The organism is Pseudomonas sp. UBA3149, assembly GCF_002364655.1.
Taxonomy (GTDB): Bacteria; Pseudomonadota; Gammaproteobacteria; order Pseudomonadales; family Pseudomonadaceae; genus Chryseomonas; species Chryseomonas luteola.
In genome coordinates this window covers 1-18,619 of sequence record NZ_DEYV01000025.1, presented here as the reverse complement: position 1 = coordinate 18,619, position 18,619 = coordinate 1, and the positions used below count along the sequence as shown (strand labels likewise).

The following is an 18,619-nucleotide window of genomic DNA, read 5'->3' as shown; positions in this document are numbered from 1 at the left end:
CTCACACACCCCAAAGAATCTGTACGCCCCACACAAAGAAGGCGAACATGGCAACACCACATACAGCCTGGAACAGGAAACGCACTGTCGTGGCGCCCTTACCCAAGGCCATAGGGGTCAGATAATCGGTAGAGATGGTCCACATGCCTACCCAGGCATGAACCCCAACCGAAACCAAGGCGAGCAAGCTGAAGATTCGCATCCAGCCGTTGCTATACAGCCCATGCCATTGCTCAAACGACATATCGGGGTGAAGCACGACATATCCAAGTAAGAAAAGCGTATAAATCGCAAGAATTACTGCGGATACGCGCTGAGCCATCCAGTCATAGAGACCTGAGCGCGAGAAGTTAGTGACGCTAGTTACCATATCCAGACCCCCACCAGAACGATCAGCACCGCAGATACAATCAATACGATCTGAGAGCCCAATTTGCCGCCTTGCAATGTTTCACCGGCACCCATGTCCATAATCAAATGGCGCACGCCTGCTACTAGGTGGTACAGCAATGCGGACAACACGGCCCAGATCACGAGCTTGACCAACGGATACGCCAGGAACGCTTTCACACGAGCAAATCCATCCTCAGAACTCAGCGACAGGTCGAGCCCATAAAGCAGCGCAGCAAGGCCGATGAAGAGGATAACGCCGGAAATTCGGTGAAGGATCGAGGTGTAAGCTGTGATAGGGAGTTTTATGGTCCTGAGGTCTAGATTTACAGGTCGTTTACTATTCACGGCTTCTTTCACACTGAGAGCCCAAAGTTGCCGGGCTAGTTATTGGGAATTGCTTTAATAGACATCCATTACTGGATTGACAACCGCGCTGGAGAGGCACACAGCCTGAGGCGGTCGGCCATGAAGTATAGACAGTTAGGCTGCTCATGACAACGCACTAATTCCATACAAATAGACTAATGTCGCTGCCCTAAACGGCGCTCAATAGTGTAAGTTATGAGCACGTTTGAAACCTAAGTAATAATTGGCGCAATATGTTCGTAAATTGACTTTCAAATGATTGCCTCTATAGTGGCCCTGGCCCTGCGTGGGGGTTGTATAAATGATTTCAAGCATAAATAAGGAGGCCTTAATGGCTGACAAGAAAGCGCAGCTAATCATTGAGGGCGCAGACCCGGTACAGCTGCCCGTAATGTCTGGAACCCTCGGACCTGATGTGGTCGATGTTCGTAATCTTACGAATGCTGGCGTTTTCACGTTCGATCCAGGCTTTATGTCGACGGCCTCCTGTGAATCGAAAATCACCTACATCGATGGTGATAATGGGATCCTCTTGCACCGCGGCTATCCCATCGAACAACTGGCAAAAAAGTCCGATTACCTTGAGACTTGTTACCTTTTACTAAAAGGTGAATTGCCTAACGAAGAACAAAAGCAGAACTTTGTAAGCATCATCAAGAACCACACCATGGTTCATGAACAGCTCAAGACGTTCTTCAATGGCTTTCGTCGTGACGCTCACCCAATGGCCATCATGTGTGGCGTAGTGGGCGCACTTTCCGCCTTTTATCATGACTCCCTGGACATCCAGGACCCGCATCATCGTGAAATTTCGGCCATGCGCCTGATTGCCAAGATGCCAACCCTGGCCGCCATGGTTTACAAGTACTCCATGGGTCAGCCAATGATGTATCCCGATAATCGCCTGGGATACGCAGAAAACTTCCTTCACATGATGTTCAATACACCTTGCGAAATTAAGCCGGTCAGCCCGGTTCTCGCAAAGGCAATGGACAAAATCTTTATTCTGCATGCCGACCACGAGCAAAACGCCTCCACCTCGACAGTTCGACTGGCAGGCTCCTCGGGTGCAAACCCATTCGCCTGCATCGCAGCCGGCATTGCAGCGCTTTGGGGCCCCGCTCACGGCGGAGCAAACGAAGCAGTATTGCGAATGCTGGATGAGATTGGCGATGTCAGCAATATTGATAAGTTTGTCGCCAAGGCCAAGGATAAAAACGATCCATTCAAGCTAATGGGCTTTGGCCATCGTGTTTACAAGAACTTTGACCCTCGCGCCAAAGTTATGAAACAGACATGCGATGAAGTTCTTGCTGAACTTGGCATCAATGATCCTCAGCTTGAACTTGCCATGCAATTGGAAGAACTTGCGCGCAAAGATCCTTACTTCATTGAAAGAAATCTTTACCCCAACGTCGACTTCTATTCAGGCATTATCCTAAAAGCAATCGGCATACCCACCAGTATGTTTACTGTGATCTTCGCCCTGGCCAGAACAGTAGGCTGGATCTCTCACTGGCAAGAAATGCTTTCCGGCCCCTATAAGATTGGTCGTCCTCGCCAACTTTATACCGGCCCAACCAAGCGCGATATTAATCCGATTAATAATCGTTAATAAAAAGCCCCGACAGGGGCTTTTTTATTGCCTTAATAAGCCCAAATTAAAAAGCCCGCATCTTACGATGCGGGCTTTTTACTAGACAGTAACTAATTACTGCTTAGCTTGAGCTTCAACTTCAGCTTCTACGCGACGGTTAACGGCACGGCCAGCTTCAGTGGAGTTGTCAGCTACAGGACGGCTCTCGCCGTAACCTACAGCATTTACACGATTGCCAGAAACACCATACTGGTTAACCAGAACGTTACGAACTGCGTTTGCGCGACGCTCAGACAGACGCTGGTTGTAAGCATCAGTACCAACAGAGTCAGTGTGACCTTCTACAGTAGTAGAAGTCTGCGGATACTGCTGCATGAAGTCAGCCAGGTTCTTGATATCGCCATAGCTCTCAGGCTTCACAACAGCCTTGTCAAAGTCGAACTTCACGTCCAGCTCAACGCGAACAACCTCTGCAACAGCCGGGCAACCGTTGGCATCAACAGTTACGTTAGCCGGAGTGTTCGGGCACTGATCGACGTTATCGCAAACGCCATCGTTGTCAGAATCGGTGCACACATCAGCAACCGGCTCCGGTGCTGGTGCAGCTTCCTGACGACGGGAAGAACCACCGAAGTTCACACCCACACCTACGACAGCAGACCATTCACCCTGGTCATCATCGATGTTGTAGTTGCCTTCCAGGCCACCGCGAGCGTACAGGTTCTCGGTGAAGTAGTACTTCAGGCCCGCACCTACGTTTGCGAACGTAGTGTGGTTGCGGCCGTGATGGTCAGCATGCGCATCAGTCAGGGACTGGTGAGCGAAACCGCCAGAAACGTAAGGACGCAGACCTACACCAGGAGTACCCCAGTGGTAGTAGGCATCAAGGGCAGCCAGGCTACCGTGAATCTTTTTGTGACCTTCATCGTGGTCGCCACGTACGTCGTGGTACTCACCATAGGACAGCGCCAGCTCGACGTCGTCAGTCAGGAAGTAACCCACCGAACCGCCATACAGGTTGGCATTGCTCATGTCACGCTGGCTGTCGGTGAAGTAGCGCTTGCCAAACAGCTCGCCCTCTACTGCGCCTTGACCCTGAGCCATGGCGCTCAGAGAAGAAGCGGCGACCAGGGAGCCAATGACGACGCCTAAGGTGCTCTTCAATTTCATCCTATGTATCCCCATCTTAATGATATTAGTGTTCCGGCAATCTCCGGATGCTTTGACAACAAGTTATTCAGAAGTTCATAAAAAACAGTGGACTATGGTGTTACCTAGCCCTCAACTTCTGCTGCGAACTTGTCACGCAGCTTATCCAGTGCCCGCTTATAACGCATCTTGGTCGCACTGAGCCCCATGTGCATGATGTCTGCAATTTCCTGGAACTCAAGCTCCGCCACAAAGCGTAACACCAGAATTTCTCGATCAATCTGATTCACATGGGCTAGCCAGCGATCCAGACCACCCCGCTCTTCCAACTTTGGCGCTTTTTCATCCGAAGCTTCTTCGATCGGCTCCAGACTCAAAGCATCTACCAGACGACGCTTACGACGCTCCTTCCGGTATTGGGTAATGCACTCGTTGTACGTAATGCTATAGAGCCAGGTCTTAAACTTTGACTTGCCCTCAAAGTTCTTAAGTCCATACAGCACCTTCAGCATGACCTCCTGACAGACATCATCTGCATCTCGGTCGTTCCCCAGATAGCGTGCGCATACATTGAACAGCGTACGCTGATACCGCCGCATCAGTTCTTCGTAGGCACGCGTCACATGGAACAACTCGGTATGTGCGCGCTGCACCAGCTCCTCATCAGTGAGCTGGCGGGGGTCATAGGCTGTAGACAAGGTTTCGTTCAAAGCGGACGGTGCCGGACTGCCGTTCAGTGGGCGGCATGATATCCGTCTCACAGCTCGCTGTCGGCAACTTTTTCACTTGTTAGCGAGCCTTTACACGCTGATCAAGAAGGCGCTTGTTTGAAACCGATATCAATTCATCGTCCGCGGTAAGCAGCAACGTTTTCACCGTACCGATCTCTTCGATAACGCCTTCAACCTCATCAATTTGTACGAATTGCCCGACCTCGAAAATTTCTCGCACATAGATTCCAGCCAGGATCTGAGCGACCAGGTCGCGACTGCCCAACCCCAACGCCAATGCGGCTGCCAGACCAAGTGATGCCAACACGATTGCAATAACGGTATTGAGTAGCTCAGTCTTTATTTCAAGCTGCCCGATGGCTACAGAAATGCTGATGATAATGACCAGCGCCTGGGCAACGCGCCCAAGGCCTGCGGAATAATCCAGCCCAACACCTTCAGCCGCGCCATGCACGATTCCATTGACCAGCTGCGCCAGCAGCACGCCTATGACTAGAACCAGAGCAGCGCCAAACACTTTGGGCAAGTACAAGGCCATGACATCAAGCGTAGACGAAACGCGCTGCAGGCCAAGCGACTCTGCAGCCGATACCAGAAAAACCAGCAGAATGAACCAGTAGACGATGCGACCGATCAATGTACTGACAGGAATCTTGATCCCAACCCGGGCCAACATCTTGGTAAGACCAGTCCCGGTCATCAATCTGTCCAGGCCTAGCTTGGCCAAGAGCTTGGAAAGAAGATGATCAAGCAGCTTCGCAAAAAAGAATCCGAGAATAACAACCAGCAAAGCACCCAGAAGATTGGGAATGAAGCCTGCCACCTTGCTCCATAGGGTTGTCATCGCGGACAGGAGGCTTTGCGTCCAGATATCAAATTCCATGATTACTCGGCTTGTTTGTTAGAAGAACGGGAGCTACGAGAAGAGCCACGTACAGGCTTGACGTGCCCCGAGCCATTATTGATAGCCATGAGGACGGCGGATCCCCAACGCCCCATCAGCCCGAACAGATCACCTGCACCCACCTGCCGATTGGCAGTCTTCAGGACGCGATCCAGTCTGTCGTAATCCGTCGGAGCCTCGGCTCCCGACTTGAGCATATCTTTTAATGATTCCTCGAAAGGATCTGGCATAGCGCACCCCTCGCCACTTTCATGCTAGACGGTCGTCCAAAACAGCAAGTCACACTTACAACCACCGCAACCGCCTGAAGAGCCACCACTGAAAGACAGCAATAAGCAGGATGGCACCGCATGCCACAACAAAGCCCATCGAGAATGTCGACCCGGGAATGCCGCCCACATTCATACCAAGCAGACCCGTCACAAAGCTCATGGGCAGGAAGAATCCGGTAATGATGGCAAGCAGATACATGGTCCGATTGGTCCGCTCAGCCACACTGCGCTGCTCGACCTCCTGCAAGAAGCTGACTCGCTCTCGCATAAGCTCAAGCTCCTCCAGATTCCGCGTCAGGCTATTATGAAGCTCACTCCAGTACTCGGCCTCTCCTCCGGCTACCAGCCAGGCTGGTTTCTGGCGCGACAGATCGAAGTAAATGTCGCGCTGAGGAGCCAGATAACGCTTGAGGCTAGCGACGCGCTTGCGCAGACCCAGGATCAGGCTGTGCTCGGGCAGGTTTGTTTCATCTTCTTCTACCCGTTCCTCCATTTCATCGAGCTGTTCAGCAAGCTCAACGACCAGCGTATCGACCCGGCTTGTCATGTAAGTAGCCAGTTGAAGGATAAGCGACCTCGTGTTTTCAGCCCCTATTCCCTCCTCGAGATCCTCTTGGATTTCAGCTGCCGCCTTGAGGGGACGCAAGCGAAGAGAAATAACGCGCTGGGCATCCACATAAACACGCAGCGATACCATATCCTCGGGAACAGCGTTGGGGTTCAGGTTCACGCCGCGTAGAAACAGGAGAAGGCTCTCGCCGATCAAGGGAACGATACGAGGACGGGTGGCCTCTTCCAGAAGAAGATCACAGGCAAACTCATTGAGTCCGCTGGACTGACGAAGCCACTGCTGGGCCTCAGGTACACTTCGGTCCCAATGCAACCACAGGGTTTCGTCGGGCTGCAGGTCAAGAATATCGAGCTCGTTGCGCTGAATCCGGCGGGCACCACCTCGTCCATTCAATACATAGCCATATACGAGGCCGCGTTCGTTACCGCTTTCGTAATCCTGCATTCCAGATTCTCGTTACTCTTTCATTCGCCTGGCATCTCAAGCCGCTGCGAGGAGACGATAATACCGTTGTTATCAGCATACAGATAATGGCCAACTTCAAAAGTGACTCCGCCAAACACAAGGGGTATATCGCACTGCCCTACTCCACGCTTTTCGGATTTTCTGGGATGCGAAGCCAGTGCCTGGATACCCAGGTTGGTCTCAGCCAGTACATCCACATCCCGGACGCATCCGTAAATCACGATACCAGCCCATCCATTGGCTGCTGCTTTTTCAGCCAGCATATCGCCCAGAAGCGCACAGCGCATGGACCCACCGCCATCCACGACCATGACCTTTCCCGATCCGTCTTCCTCGACCCGCTCCTTTACATACGAATTATCTTCAAAACATTTGATGGTGACAATTTGCCCACCAAACGATTCGCAGCCACCAAAATTACTAAACAATGGCTCTACCACTTGTATCAGGTCGGGATAGGCATCACAGAGATCAGGTGTGACATAGCGCATAGGAAGCCTCTCTCGAGACGTTAAAGGTCGATACCGATACGATCCCGCTCATAGGCAGGATTGAGCAATTTCAGCTCAGGACAGTTGGCGTTGACTGCCTTGCCTGTGTGCACATCGAACTCAAAGCCATGCCTGGGACATCGTATCGAGTCCGAGGTTAAGGCGCCCTGAAACAGTGAAGCGCCCTGATGGGGACACCTGTCTTCAAAAAGGATATGTTTGCCCTCGATGACCATCAGTACGACTGGCAACCCCTTGATCAGGAAGCGCTGACGATATCCTTCCTCAAGATTCAATAACCTTTCAAGCGGCACGAACATGGGCTCTCCTAACGATATCGCCCGCTGCGCATTGGGCTCCTGAGTGAATCCAAGGCTACTATTCAGTCAGTTCGATACTAGGTGCAACATCCTGCTTTTGTGAAGCTTTTTCGATACTGGTCAGCCATTCTGAAATTAGCCCGCTAAAGTGCCGATGTGCTTCCCGCGCCATGAAAGGCGAGGCATGATTCATACCGTTTTCGCGGGAAAGAAGCTGACCTAGAGAGATGAAATCCTTATACTGCCCTCCGAAACGGTCAAACAGCATTCGGCACGCCTCAGCGCTCACCAGTGGGTCATTGGCAGCTACCAGTCCCAGCACAGGTATTGAGAGCGAAGACAATCGCGTTAGCAGCCGGTCCTGCTCGGAGCGACTACTGCCCAGTGCACGCTCATCCTGAAGTGCCTTTAGCAGTACCTTTGGCTCATCCTCAGGACCAACGCCTACTCCATGGCCGGAGATAGTCGAGCGCATTTTTTCCCGCCACGACAGCAGCCCCCACAGACGGTCGGACGTGGCAACGCCCAACAAGCCCAGCGACTTGACTGAGCGCTCGGCCAGCCATTCGTTGAGAACGCTCAAAACAACCGCAAGCCCGCCCTGCCCGTGCCCTATCCAGTGACCTGGCAACCCCGATTGCTCCTCTACAAAGGCTGCAATTGCTGGAAGGTCATAGCGTGCATAGTCAGATAATTGATTGCTCACATACTCCAGGTTGCGTGGTGAGCAGCCATGACCGCGCATCTCGGCAATCCAGACGTCGAATCCGGCATCGACAAGCTCGACACCCAGCCCTGTACCGCTCGCGGAATACCACGTAAAACGATTACCAAAGGCACCATGAACGAGGATAACGGGAGGTCTGTAGGGCGCTTGCCGGTTCAGCCGCCCAAGGCGTGTCAGAGACAGCTCGACACTAAGGTCTGAGCTATTGTTGGGCTTGAGAAGGTACACATCTTCGGTTAAGTCCCCGTATAACTCGGCGCGCACGAGCGCAACAGGGAAAAGCTGGCTACTGCTTTGCATAATTACCGTTACATAAAAAGGCGGGGTTACCCCCGCCTGTGAATGACGCGCTATTTTAAGCCTGTCCCTCGGCCAAGAAGAACCATGTATCAAGCACGGAATCCGGATTGAGCGATACGCTTTCGATTCCCTGATCCATCAGCCACTTGGCCAGGTCAGGATGATCGGACGGGCCCTGACCGCAAATACCAATGTATTTACCGGCCTTGTTACAAGCCGCGATGGCCTGAGCCAGGAGCTTCTTGACGGCTGGATTACGCTCATCGAAAAGATGAGCAATGATGCCAGAATCACGATCCAGGCCCAGCGTCAATTGAGTCATGTCATTAGAGCCGATGGAGAAACCATCGAAATACTCAAGGAACTCTTCAGCCAGAAGCGCATTGGAAGGCAGCTCGCACATCATGATCACGCGCAGGCCATTTTCGCCACGCTTGAGCCCGTAGGTCCCCAACAGATCAACTACTTGGGAGGCCTCTTCAAGAGTACGAACGAAAGGAACCATAAGCTCGACATTGGTCAGACCCATTTCGTTACGCACTTTTTTCATGGCACGACATTCAAGCTCGAAGCAGTCGCGGAAAGACTCGCTGATATAGCGAGAAGCACCACGGAACCCGAGCATCGGGTTTTCTTCTTCAGGCTCGTACAGTTTGCCACCAATGAGGTTGGCGTACTCGTTGGATTTGAAGTCGGACAGGCGGACAATGACCTTTTTGGGCCAGAACGCTGCAGCCAGCGTGCTAACACCCTCGACCAGCTTTTCGACGTAAAAGCCTACCGGATCGCTATAGCCAGCCGTACGCTTGTCGACGTTTTCCTTGATATCCAGCGGCAGACTGTCGTAATTGAGTAGCGCCTTGGGATGCACGCCGATCATGCGATTGATGATGAACTCAAGGCGCGCCAGTCCAACGCCTGCATTGGGCAATTGGGCGAAGTCGAATGCTCGATCTGGATTTCCTACATTCATCATGATTTTGAATGGCAGATCAGGCATGGCATCTACCGAGCTTTGACGGACATCGAAGCTCAATTCACCTTCGTAGATCAGGCCCGCGTCACCCTCTGCGCATGAGACGGTTACGACCTGCCCATCACTAAGGCGCTCGGTTGCATTGCCACACCCCACTACAGCTGGAATACCCAGCTCACGAGCGATGATTGCTGCGTGACACGTCCGGCCGCCGCGGTTGGTGACGATAGCGCTGGCGCGCTTCATGACCGGCTCCCAGTCGGGATCGGTCATATCGGAAACCAAGACATCGCCCGGCATGACGCGATCCATTTCGGAAACATCACGGATGACCTTGACCGGGCCTGCACCGATACGCTGGCCGATCGCACGCCCTTCAACAATGACCTGCCCCTTTTCCTTGAGCAGGTAGCGCTCCATTACTGTTGCACTGGCACGGCTCTTGACGGTCTCGGGGCGCGCCTGAACGATATAGAGCTTGCCATCATCTCCATCCTTGGCCCACTCGATATCCATCGGGCGACCATAATGCTTTTCAATGATGAGTGCCTGCTTGGCAAGCTCGGTGACCTCATCATCGGTAATGCTGAAGCGTGCACGCTCGGCAGCCTCAACATCGACGGTTTTGACAGAGCGCCCCGCCTTGGCCTCCTCGCCATAAATCATCTTGATAGCCTTGCTACCCAGATTACGGCGAAGGATTGCAGGCCGCCCCGCCTCCAGCGTGGACTTGTGTACGTAGAATTCATCAGGGTTGACGGCACCCTGGACAACGGTCTCACCCAGGCCATAAGCACCTGTGATAAAGACCACATCCCGGAAACCCGACTCGGTGTCCAGTGTAAACATCACGCCTGCCGCCCCTGTTTCGGAGCGAACCATGCGCTGCACCCCAGCCGATAGCGCGACGAGCTTGTGATCGAAGCCCTGGTGTACGCGGTAAGCAATGGCCCGGTCGTTGAACAGCGATGCAAAGACCTCTTTGGCCGCTCGGATGACGTTGTCTACACCGCGTATATTCAGGAACGTTTCCTGCTGACCGGCAAAGGAGGCATCCGGCAGGTCTTCTGCCGTAGCGGAAGACCGCACGGCAACCGCCAGACTGTCATTTCCTGCCGACAGCTGTGCGAAGGCCGTTCTGATCTCAGTATCCAGACGAGCCGGAAATTCGGCGTCCATGATCCACTGCCGGATTTCGGCGCCTGTTTTAGCCAACGCGGTAACATCGTCGACATCTAACGCGTCCAGAGCGGCATGGATACGGTCATTAAGCCCGCTTTGCTCAAGGAAGTCCCGATAGGCCTGTGCAGTAGTAGCAAAACCGCCAGGAACCGAAACACCCGCACCCGCCAGGTTGCTGATCATTTCGCCAAGGGATGCGTTTTTGCCGCCCACTTGCTCAACATCGTGCACCCCGAGTTTATCCAGGGAAACTACGTACTCGTCCAAGGTGATCTCTCCATATTTGTATTTGTGGGAAAGCTCGTACGCAACTGGCACGTTCACACTGGGTCTTTATTCCAGAATCAGTAGAATTCGTTTTATCGACTGGCTACAGGCGCCAAGTACTTTTAAAAAAGTGCCAGTCTTCCAGCAGCCTTTACGAAGCACCTTACGATAAAATCAAAAACCACTGTCTCGGGAGTTTCACCCTGATGAAACGAACCGCCTTCTTTATTTCCGACGGTACCGGCATTACTGCCGAAACCCTCGGCCAAAGCTTACTCGCTCAATTCGAGAACATCAGCTTTACAAAACTGACCCGGCCCTATACCGACACCGTGGAAAAAGCCCGGGCCATGGTACAGCAAATCAACAACGCCGCCGTGTCAGACGGTGCGCGCCCCATTATTTTCGACACCATCGTTAATCGGGAAATACGCGCGATTCTCGACCAGTCGAATGGGTTCATGATTGACATCTTTTCCACTTTTTTATCCCCGCTTGAGCAGGAGTTGTGTGCTGAATCGTCATATTCGGTCGGTAAATCACACTCCATGATGCATAACGCCAATTATATGCAACGTATCGAGGCCGTGAATTTTGCTCTGGAAAACGACGACGGCGCGCGTACGCAACACTACGACAAGGCTGATTTGATTTTGGTCGGTGTCTCCCGGTGCGGCAAAACGCCCACCTGCCTTTATATGGCGCTCCAGTTTGGAATTCGAGCAGCGAACTATCCTTTAACCGAGGAGGACATGGAGCGCTTGCAACTGCCTGCCTCGCTCAAGACACAAAAGAACAAACTGTTTGGTCTGACAATCGACCCTGACCGCCTATCGGCGATTCGGCACGAGCGCCGGCCCAATAGCCGATATGCCAGTTTTGCCCAGTGCGAGTTTGAGGTCCGGGAAGTAGAAAGCCTGTTCCGACGTGAAAATCTTCCGTCTATCAATTCAACCCATTTCTCTGTTGAAGAGATCGCCGCCAAGATTCTGGTAGAGAAAGGTGTTGAGCGCCGCCTAAAGTGATACGTCGCGGCAGGCTTCACTGGTTTAGAAAGGGGCCCATGCTAGAATGCGCCCTTTTGACTGACGCACTGTGCCGGAAGCCATCCTCCGCTGGCACATGCCTGGCCTGCACTAGCTTGATGAAATCTTTAATTTATCTACTGTTTAGCGTGCCCCTGCTATGGAGCACCCTGTGCTTTTCAAGCGAGAAGCGAACGTATGGCCTGCATGAAAATGTGTATCTGCCGGAGCTAAATTTACACCTTAAAGCAAAGCTTGATACGGGTGCAGAAACCGCCTCCTTGAGTGCACACCGCATTCATCTATTTACCCGTAGCGGGGAGCGCTGGGTGCGCTTTTCTCCGGCTATTGATCAGGCCCATGACATTACGCTGGAGCGCCCTCTGCTTCGTGTAAGCCATATCAAGCGGCGGCATGCAGACCACACACCAGGGGTCGAACCCAAGATGCATACCAGTCGTCCCGTTATTCCAATGGTTATCTGCATGGGAAATGAGAGGCATACGATTGAGGTTAATCTTACGAACCGTAGCCACTTTGACTTTCCCTTGCTGATTGGCAGCAAGGCACTCAGGCGCTATGACGCCTTGATTGACGTCTCCCGCTCTTATCTGGCCGGTACTCCGGCATGCCCTATTTGAAAGTCGAGTAACCTGCATGCGCTCCATTAATTTGCATCTGAAGATTCTTATCACCGTTCTGGTTCTACTTGGCGTATCCATTACCGCCTACCAGATCTTTGGGCTGGGCATTCCGATCACTCAGGATGAAACGGATGAGTTATGGAGCATCGATGCCAAGGTTACGTTTACTGCCACACCCCACGTGCCCGTCAAAGTACAACTGTTCGTTCCCCCCTTGACGCAAGGCTACGTCAGCCTTAACGAGAGCTTTGTCTCCAATAACTACGGCGTTAACGTCAGCCGTATAGAGGGTAACCGACAGCTGACCTGGTCTGCACGACGCGCCAAAGGCGACCAGACCCTGTATTACCGTCTGGTTATGACCAAGCGTTTTGGAAGTGACAAGCCACGAGAAGAAAAAGGCCCGGTTACTCGAGACCCTATTGTTCTGCCGGAAGGTCCTGAGCGCCTGGCCGCTGAAGCCTTGATCGCGCCTATCCGCCAGCACTCAGCGGATGTGGAAACATTCATCAGCGAAGCCATCAGGCGCGTCAATAACGTCAATGACGACAACGTAAAGCTGTTACTCAATGGTGACACCAGTATCACCAAGCGTGCACAGACCGTCGATCTGCTGGTGTCGCTGGCACGTGTACCCCTGGAAAAGGTTCACACCCTGCGCCTTGTCGCCCACATTCAGCAAAATCCGGAACTCTGGCTGCGCAGCTATAACGGCAAGGACTGGATCTATTTCAATCCTGAAACAGGCGAGCGCGGTCTACCGTCCGATCGCATGATCTGGTGGAGCGGTGACGGTCAACTGCTGAACCTCGATGGCGGTCGTAAAGCGAATGTGACGTTCACGCTGGACAGCAGCCAGATGAATGCCATTCGCCTGGCTCAGCTCACCAATTCGAGTGTGGAGACGGCCTTCATGGATTATTCCCTGTACGGCCTACCCCTCCAGACCCAGCAGACCTACCAGACGATGATCATGATCCCGCTTGGCGTGCTCGTGATTCTCATACTGCGAAATCTTATAGGCCTGCAGACATTGGGAACCTTTACACCGGTTCTGATTGCACTGGCTTTCCGGGAAACCGGCCTGCAGTGGGGCATCGGTCTGTTCACCGTGATCACTGCACTGGGCCTTTCCCTGCGTTCCTACCTGGAACACCTCCGCTTGCAGATGCTGCCTCGACTGTCGGTTGTACTGACGTTCGTCGTACTCATGATTGCCGCCATCAGCCTGTTCAGTCACAAATTGGGATTTGAAAACGGCCTTTCGGTTGCGCTCTTCCCAATGGTTATTCTGACCATGACCATTGAGCGACTCTCGATAACCTGGGAGGAGCGTGGCGCCAACCATGCTCTCAAGGTCGCCATCGGCACGTTGTTCGCAGGCTCGCTGGCTTATCTTCTGATGAAAATCCCACCGCTGGTGTATTTCGTATTTACGTTCCCGGCCGTCCTGTTGATTCTGGTGGGCTTCATGCTGGCAATGGGTCGTTATCGCGGTTATCGCCTGACGGAACTGGTTCGCTTCAAGGCCCTGCTGAAGGAAGACTGACATGTTCGGTTTGATCAAAACATGGAAGGCCCTTTCGGCTCGAGGGATCATGGGTATCAACCGGCGTAATGCCGATTATGTACTCAAGTACAACAAGCGCAGCCTGTACCCGGTCGTGGATGACAAAATCCTGACGAAGCAGCGAGCAATCGAGGCAGGCATCCATGTGCCGGATTTATACGGGATCATCTCGACAGAGCACGACATCGGGAAGATCGATACGATTATTGAGAACCATCAGGATTTCGTCGTTAAACCCGCACAGGGGGCTGGTGGCGACGGCATTCTGGTCATTGCCGACCGCTTTGAGGGGCGATTGAAAACAGTCTCCGGCAAGATGGTTAGCCGTTCGGACATGGAATATCACATCTCCAGCATCCTCTCGGGTCTCTATTCACTCGGTGGCCATAGAGATCGAGTACTCATCGAGTACCGGGTCATCCCTGATGAGCTGTTTCGCAATATCAGCTATGAAGGTGTTCCGGACATTCGAATTATCGTCTTGATGGGCTACCCCGTAATGGCCATGTTACGCCTGCCTACACGCCAGTCCGGCGGCAAGGCCAACCTGCACCAGGGTGCCATTGGTGTCGGAGTGGACCTGGCAACCGGACTTACGCTGCGTGGCACCTGGCTTAACGCCAAGATCGAAAAGCACCCGGATACCGCCCATCCTGTAGACGGCGTACAGTTGCCGGACTGGGACGGCTTCATGCGCCTGGCGGCTTCCTGTTATGAATTATCCGGGCTGGGTTACATTGGTGTTGACATGGTGCTCGACAAAGATAAAGGACCTCTGATTCTTGAACTCAATGCACGGCCTGGCCTGAATATTCAGATTGCCAATGACAGCGGACTTACCTTGCGAGCTCAGGCAGTAGAGGCTCGTCTCGCCGAAATGCAGGCCCAGGGTATCGTTGAAACAGCGGAAGAGCGTGTAGCCTTTTCTCAACGGTTATTCGGGCACGTCTCCTCATCTACCGTAACGCGCTGAACACATGCTCACCTGCACACTTTATCCGCTTGACTACCAAGCAGATCCCGGTGATTTCTTCGAGCGCATCCGTAATGCGGAGGGTGCTATTCTGCTGGACTCTGGCAGACCAACGGCCACACGTGGACGATATGACCTGCTTAGTGCCTGGCCGCTGGAGCAGCTCACCCCTTTAGCGGAGGAATCAGGGCATTCGTTTTTCGCTCGGCTTCGCCACGCACTCGGCAGGCTCGGAGCGGCGCAGCTTCCCACCGAAGTAGATCTGCCCTTTGCAGGTGGCGTGATGGGCTATCTGAGCTATGATTTTGGTCGCCAGCTGGAGCGTCTACCAGCTCAGGCCCAGGATGATCTGAGGTTGCCTGAGGCCAGACTGGGTCTGTATGGCTGGGCATTGATTAGCGATCATGAAAGACAGACCAGCCAGCTAGTATTTCATCCGATACTGAATGCCGCTGAACGCTCGCGCCTGATCGATCTCTTCACGAGTCCGGTTACTCCAAGCCAGGATCAAATTTTTTGCCTGAAAACCCCATTCCAGGCGAATCTGACTAAAGAGCGCTATCGCGAACAAATCGAGCGAACCCAGGCGTATATAAACGCCGGGGACTGTTATCAGATCAACTTCACACAGCGCTTTCAGGCGCCCTGCTCTGGATCGGACTGGCAAGCCTACCGCACCTTGCGAGCCGCCTGCCCTACGCCTTTTTCCGGTTATATGCCCATCCAGGGCGGTGCCATCCTCAGCCACTCACCTGAACGCTTCATTCAGGTGCATGACGGTCGGGTGGAAACACGCCCCATCAAAGGGACGCGACCACGCAGCCTGGACCCCGTACGAGACGCCGCCCTGGCAGATGAATTGCTGGCCAGTCCAAAAGATCGTGCCGAAAATGTAATGATCGTTGATCTTTTGCGTAATGACCTGGGACGCAGCTGCCGAATAGGCTCGGTCAAAGTCCCTGAGCTGTTTACATTGGAGAGCTATCCAAACGTGCATCACTTGGTGAGCAGTGTGACGGGTGAGCTTGCATCCGGTTGCGATGTATTCGATCTGCTGGCCGGAAGCTTTCCAGGCGGCTCAATCACCGGAGCCCCCAAGATTCGGGCAATGGAAATCATCGATGAGCTGGAGCCGACTCGCCGCTCCATCTACTGTGGCTCCCTGCTCTATATCGACGTGCGGGGCGAGATGGACAGCTCCATCGCTATTCGCAGTGTATTGATCAAGGACGGGATGGCCAGCTGCTGGGGCGGCGGTGCAATCGTCAGGGACTCAGAATGGCAAGACGAGTATGAGGAATCCATTGCCAAGGTACGAGTGTTATTGAATACCCTTGAGATGCATAGCCTGACGGATGCCGCTACGTCGTGCAGCCCAGACGGGGCTTTGTTACCATGCTCGTCTTGACTTATTAGCGTTGGAGCCTTGCCATGTCACTTGATCTGGACCGCATCAATGCCGAATTCGCCAATCAGCCTGAGCAGCTTGTTGCCTGGGCATTGGGTCTTGGCAAGCCGGCTATCTGCACGACCAATTTTCGTCCGTTTGAAGCGGTCATTCTTCACATGGTAACGCGCGTAAAGCCCGACATCCCTGTGGTATGGATGGACAATGGCTATAATACCGAGGCGACTTATCGCTTCGCCGATGAGGTCGCCCGCGCACTTAATCTCAACTTGATCACTTATCTACCCAAGCGCTCGCGGGCCCATCGCGAAGCTATTGAAGGTCCTGTGCCTGGATTAGACGATCCACGCCATGAGGCCTTTACCGAAGAAGTCAAACTTGAGCCGTTTACCCGCGCACTGCGGGAAATGGCACCCAGCGTATGGTTTACCGCATTGCGCGCAAGCGATACTGCAGTACGTGCCCAAATGCAGCCGGTCAGCATCAACCAGGATGGCCTGATCAAGGTTGCCCCCCTGCTGAACTGGACCTCTAAAGACCTGTATCAATATCTGGTGGAGCACAATCTGCCAAACAACTTCGATTACTTCGACCCCACCAAGGGCGAAGAAAACCGTGAGTGCGGCTTGCATATCCAGCACTGATAAAGCAAAAAGCCACTCATCAAGAGTGGCTTTTTTATGCAGCCTGCCGCTCAGGAAGATGGGGCAGTCTTGAGCGCAAGGCGCCGCTCCAGCTGGTTATACACGACCCATGTCATCAAAAGACCTATGCAAAGTACTCCTGCCAGGAAGTACAAACCGGACGATAATGTCCCGGTATAGGTTTTAAGTGCGCCAATACCAAACGGTCCGATATAACCTCCCAGGTTCCCCACCGAATTGATCAGCGCAATGGCAGCGGCGGCACTGGCACCCGAGAAAAAGCGGCCTGGTAGCGCCCAGAAGATTGCAGTGCAGGAAAACAGGCTGAAGGCCGCCAGACACAAAGCCCCCAATTGCAGTGCTGGTGCACTTAGGTAAGCACTGAAGAAGAAGCCTATGGCACCTAGCGCATACAGGACCGCCAGATGACCATAACGATCATTCAGGCGATCTGAACTGCGAGGAATAACCAAAAGACCAATAATGCCAAAGAGATAAGGAACGGACGAGACAAAGCCGGTCATGATGTCACTTCCGCCAAACTGATGAATCAGCGTCGGCAGCCACAAGCCCAGGCCGTAAATACTCAAGGTCACCGGCAGATAGAAGAGTGCCAGTAGCAGGACGCGCTTGTCCTTGAGTGCATGCAGTGGATTGCCATGACGTGTCTGGCCATATTCCTGCAAATCCTTTTCAAGTTCGTTTGCCAACCAGCGTTTCTCATCAGCCGATAGCCATTTCACCTTTGCCGGACCATCTGGCAGAAAACGCAAGGTTGGCCATGCGAGCAATACTGCAGGCGTACCGATAAGAATGAACAGCCACTGCCAGCCATGCAGACCCATTATGCCTTCCATGCCTAGCAAGGCGCCCGAGAGCGGACCAGTCACCATCATGGCAATGGGTTGCGACAGGATGAAAAATCCTAGGATCTTGCCGCGGTGACGTATGGGATACCACTGCGTGATGTAGTACAGCACCCCAGGAAAGAATCCCGCCTCCGCAATACCAAGTAGAAACCGCATTACATAGAAGCTGGTTGGCCCCTGGATGAAGGCCATGCCAATCGTAATAGCACCCCAGGTAATGAGGATCCGTGCAAACCAGCGGCGCGCTCCAAAGCGAGTCAGGAACAGATTGCTTGGCACTTCGAACAGGAAATATCCGATAAAGAACAGTCCTGCCCCCATCCCATAAGCCGCATCGCTGATGCCGATATCTGCCCCCATATGCAACTTGGCAAACCCGACAGCGGAACGGTCCACGTAGGCTACAAGGTACAGCAGGATAAGGAAGGGAATAAGTTTGAGTGTGATGAGGCGGATCAGCCGCATTTCTGGGCTCATAGCCAAGTCTCCGATTGTTTTTGTTATGTACGGCTTGAGCATAGCAGCCGCACTGGTGATATGGACTATAAAGTAATACTTTTTACTCAACAACACTTCACATGAAAGCTTATTAAGTCTAAATTCGGATCAATACTTCCGTTTAGTATGACAAATAAGAGTTAACAACATGTCTGAGAAAAAAACCCAGTTGCGCTCGGCCCAGTGGTTTGGCAATGCCGACAAGAACGGCTTCATGTATCGCAGCTGGATGAAGAACCAGGGCATCCCGGACCACGAGTTCCAGGGCAAACCCATC

19 protein-coding genes are annotated in these 18,619 nt (G+C 53.1%); 7 read left to right on the top strand and 12 right to left on the bottom strand.

The features are described 5' to 3' along the window. Nucleotide 1 precedes the first annotated feature (1 nt). Together sdhD and sdhC are read right to left on the bottom strand one after the other, a co-directional pair. Entirely contained in the window at nucleotides 2-370 is a 369-nt protein-coding gene (gene sdhD / locus B3729_RS14115) for a succinate dehydrogenase, hydrophobic membrane anchor protein (protein WP_010797802.1), read from the bottom strand. Continuing rightward, nucleotides 364-750 (bottom strand): succinate dehydrogenase, cytochrome b556 subunit, encoded by a 387-nt coding sequence (gene sdhC, locus B3729_RS14110; protein WP_010797801.1) that lies wholly within the window; start codon nucleotides 748-750, stop codon nucleotides 364-366. Before sdhC ends, sdhD begins: the two co-directional genes overlap by 7 nt. 340 nt (nucleotides 751-1,090) lie before the next feature. Here sdhC and gltA point away from each other — a divergent pair, with 340 nt between their 5' ends. Continuing rightward, nucleotides 1,091-2,374: a citrate synthase gene (gltA, locus tag B3729_RS14105; RefSeq protein WP_286788201.1), complete on the top strand. Its 1,284-nt coding sequence runs from the start codon at nucleotides 1,091-1,093 to the stop codon at nucleotides 2,372-2,374. 96 nt (nucleotides 2,375-2,470) lie between these two features. On the opposite strand, the gene B3729_RS14100 is transcribed toward gltA, so the two are convergent. From B3729_RS14100 to ppsA, 9 genes are all read right to left on the bottom strand, one after another. After that, on the bottom strand, nucleotides 2,471-3,526 hold the full coding sequence (locus tag B3729_RS14100; RefSeq protein WP_074827376.1) for an OmpA family protein: 1,056 nt from the start codon (nucleotides 3,524-3,526) through the stop codon (nucleotides 2,471-2,473). A 104-nt stretch (nucleotides 3,527-3,630) separates the two neighbouring features. Continuing rightward, complete coding sequence (gene sigX / locus B3729_RS14095) at nucleotides 3,631-4,215, bottom strand: RNA polymerase sigma factor SigX (RefSeq protein WP_019365377.1); 585 nt, start codon at nucleotides 4,213-4,215, stop codon at nucleotides 3,631-3,633. 79 nt (nucleotides 4,216-4,294) lie between these two features. Further along, nucleotides 4,295-5,119, bottom strand: coding sequence for a mechanosensitive ion channel family protein (locus tag B3729_RS14090; RefSeq protein ID WP_286788200.1), 825 nt, complete (start codon nucleotides 5,117-5,119; stop codon nucleotides 4,295-4,297). Between the two features lie 2 nt (nucleotides 5,120-5,121). After that, nucleotides 5,122-5,370: a hypothetical protein gene (locus tag B3729_RS14085; RefSeq protein ID WP_010797796.1), complete on the bottom strand. Its 249-nt coding sequence runs from the start codon at nucleotides 5,368-5,370 to the stop codon at nucleotides 5,122-5,124. A 55-nt stretch (nucleotides 5,371-5,425) separates the two neighbouring features. After that, a complete protein-coding gene (locus tag B3729_RS14080; RefSeq protein ID WP_125887833.1) occupies nucleotides 5,426-6,427 on the bottom strand; it encodes a zinc transporter ZntB in 1,002 nt (333 codons plus the stop codon). 20 nt (nucleotides 6,428-6,447) lie between these two features. Then, the gene (gene rraA, locus B3729_RS14075; protein WP_286788199.1) at nucleotides 6,448-6,939 is read right to left on the bottom strand and encodes a ribonuclease E activity regulator RraA; all 492 of its coding nucleotides are present in this window, start codon (nucleotides 6,937-6,939) and stop codon (nucleotides 6,448-6,450) included. Between the two features lie 20 nt (nucleotides 6,940-6,959). Further along, on the bottom strand, nucleotides 6,960-7,259 hold the full coding sequence (locus B3729_RS14070; protein ID WP_150347696.1) for a Rieske (2Fe-2S) protein: 300 nt from the start codon (nucleotides 7,257-7,259) through the stop codon (nucleotides 6,960-6,962). Nucleotides 7,260-7,317: 58 nt separating this feature from the next. Continuing rightward, on the bottom strand, nucleotides 7,318-8,286 hold the full coding sequence (locus B3729_RS14065; protein ID WP_286788198.1) for an alpha/beta fold hydrolase: 969 nt from the start codon (nucleotides 8,284-8,286) through the stop codon (nucleotides 7,318-7,320). Nucleotides 8,287-8,341: 55 nt separating this feature from the next. After that, nucleotides 8,342-10,711, bottom strand: coding sequence for a phosphoenolpyruvate synthase (ppsA, locus tag B3729_RS14060; RefSeq protein ID WP_286788197.1), 2,370 nt, complete (start codon nucleotides 10,709-10,711; stop codon nucleotides 8,342-8,344). Between the two features lie 206 nt (nucleotides 10,712-10,917). On the opposite strand from ppsA, the gene ppsR reads away from it, so the two are divergent. The 6 genes from ppsR to B3729_RS14030 all read left to right on the top strand — a co-directional run bounded on the left by ppsR (nucleotide 10,918) and on the right by B3729_RS14030 (nucleotide 16,975). Continuing rightward, entirely contained in the window at nucleotides 10,918-11,736 is an 819-nt protein-coding gene (gene ppsR, locus B3729_RS14055) for a posphoenolpyruvate synthetase regulatory kinase/phosphorylase PpsR (RefSeq protein ID WP_286788196.1), read from the top strand. 119 nt (nucleotides 11,737-11,855) lie between these two features. Next, on the top strand, nucleotides 11,856-12,377 hold the full coding sequence (locus tag B3729_RS14050; protein WP_286788195.1) for an ATP-dependent zinc protease: 522 nt from the start codon (nucleotides 11,856-11,858) through the stop codon (nucleotides 12,375-12,377). Nucleotides 12,378-12,393: 16 nt separating this feature from the next. Then, the gene (locus B3729_RS14045) at nucleotides 12,394-13,929 is read left to right on the top strand and encodes an inactive transglutaminase family protein (RefSeq protein ID WP_074827389.1); all 1,536 of its coding nucleotides are present in this window, start codon (nucleotides 12,394-12,396) and stop codon (nucleotides 13,927-13,929) included. Between the two features lies 1 nt (nucleotide 13,930). After that, nucleotides 13,931-14,923, top strand: coding sequence for an alpha-L-glutamate ligase-like protein (locus tag B3729_RS14040; RefSeq protein ID WP_239380403.1), 993 nt, complete (start codon nucleotides 13,931-13,933; stop codon nucleotides 14,921-14,923). A 4-nt stretch (nucleotides 14,924-14,927) separates the two neighbouring features. Beyond that, a complete protein-coding gene (gene pabB, locus B3729_RS14035) occupies nucleotides 14,928-16,331 on the top strand; it encodes an aminodeoxychorismate synthase component I (protein ID WP_286788194.1) in 1,404 nt (467 codons plus the stop codon). Nucleotides 16,332-16,354: 23 nt separating this feature from the next. Then, nucleotides 16,355-16,975 carry a phosphoadenosine phosphosulfate reductase family protein gene (locus B3729_RS14030; RefSeq protein WP_010797785.1) on the top strand — a complete coding sequence of 207 codons (621 nt, stop codon included), beginning with the start codon at nucleotides 16,355-16,357 and terminating at the stop codon, nucleotides 16,973-16,975. Nucleotides 16,976-17,025: 50 nt separating this feature from the next. On the opposite strand, the gene B3729_RS14025 is transcribed toward B3729_RS14030, so the two are convergent. Then, entirely contained in the window at nucleotides 17,026-18,321 is a 1,296-nt protein-coding gene (locus B3729_RS14025) for an MFS transporter (protein WP_150347701.1), read from the bottom strand. Nucleotides 18,322-18,619: the final 298 nt, after the last annotated feature.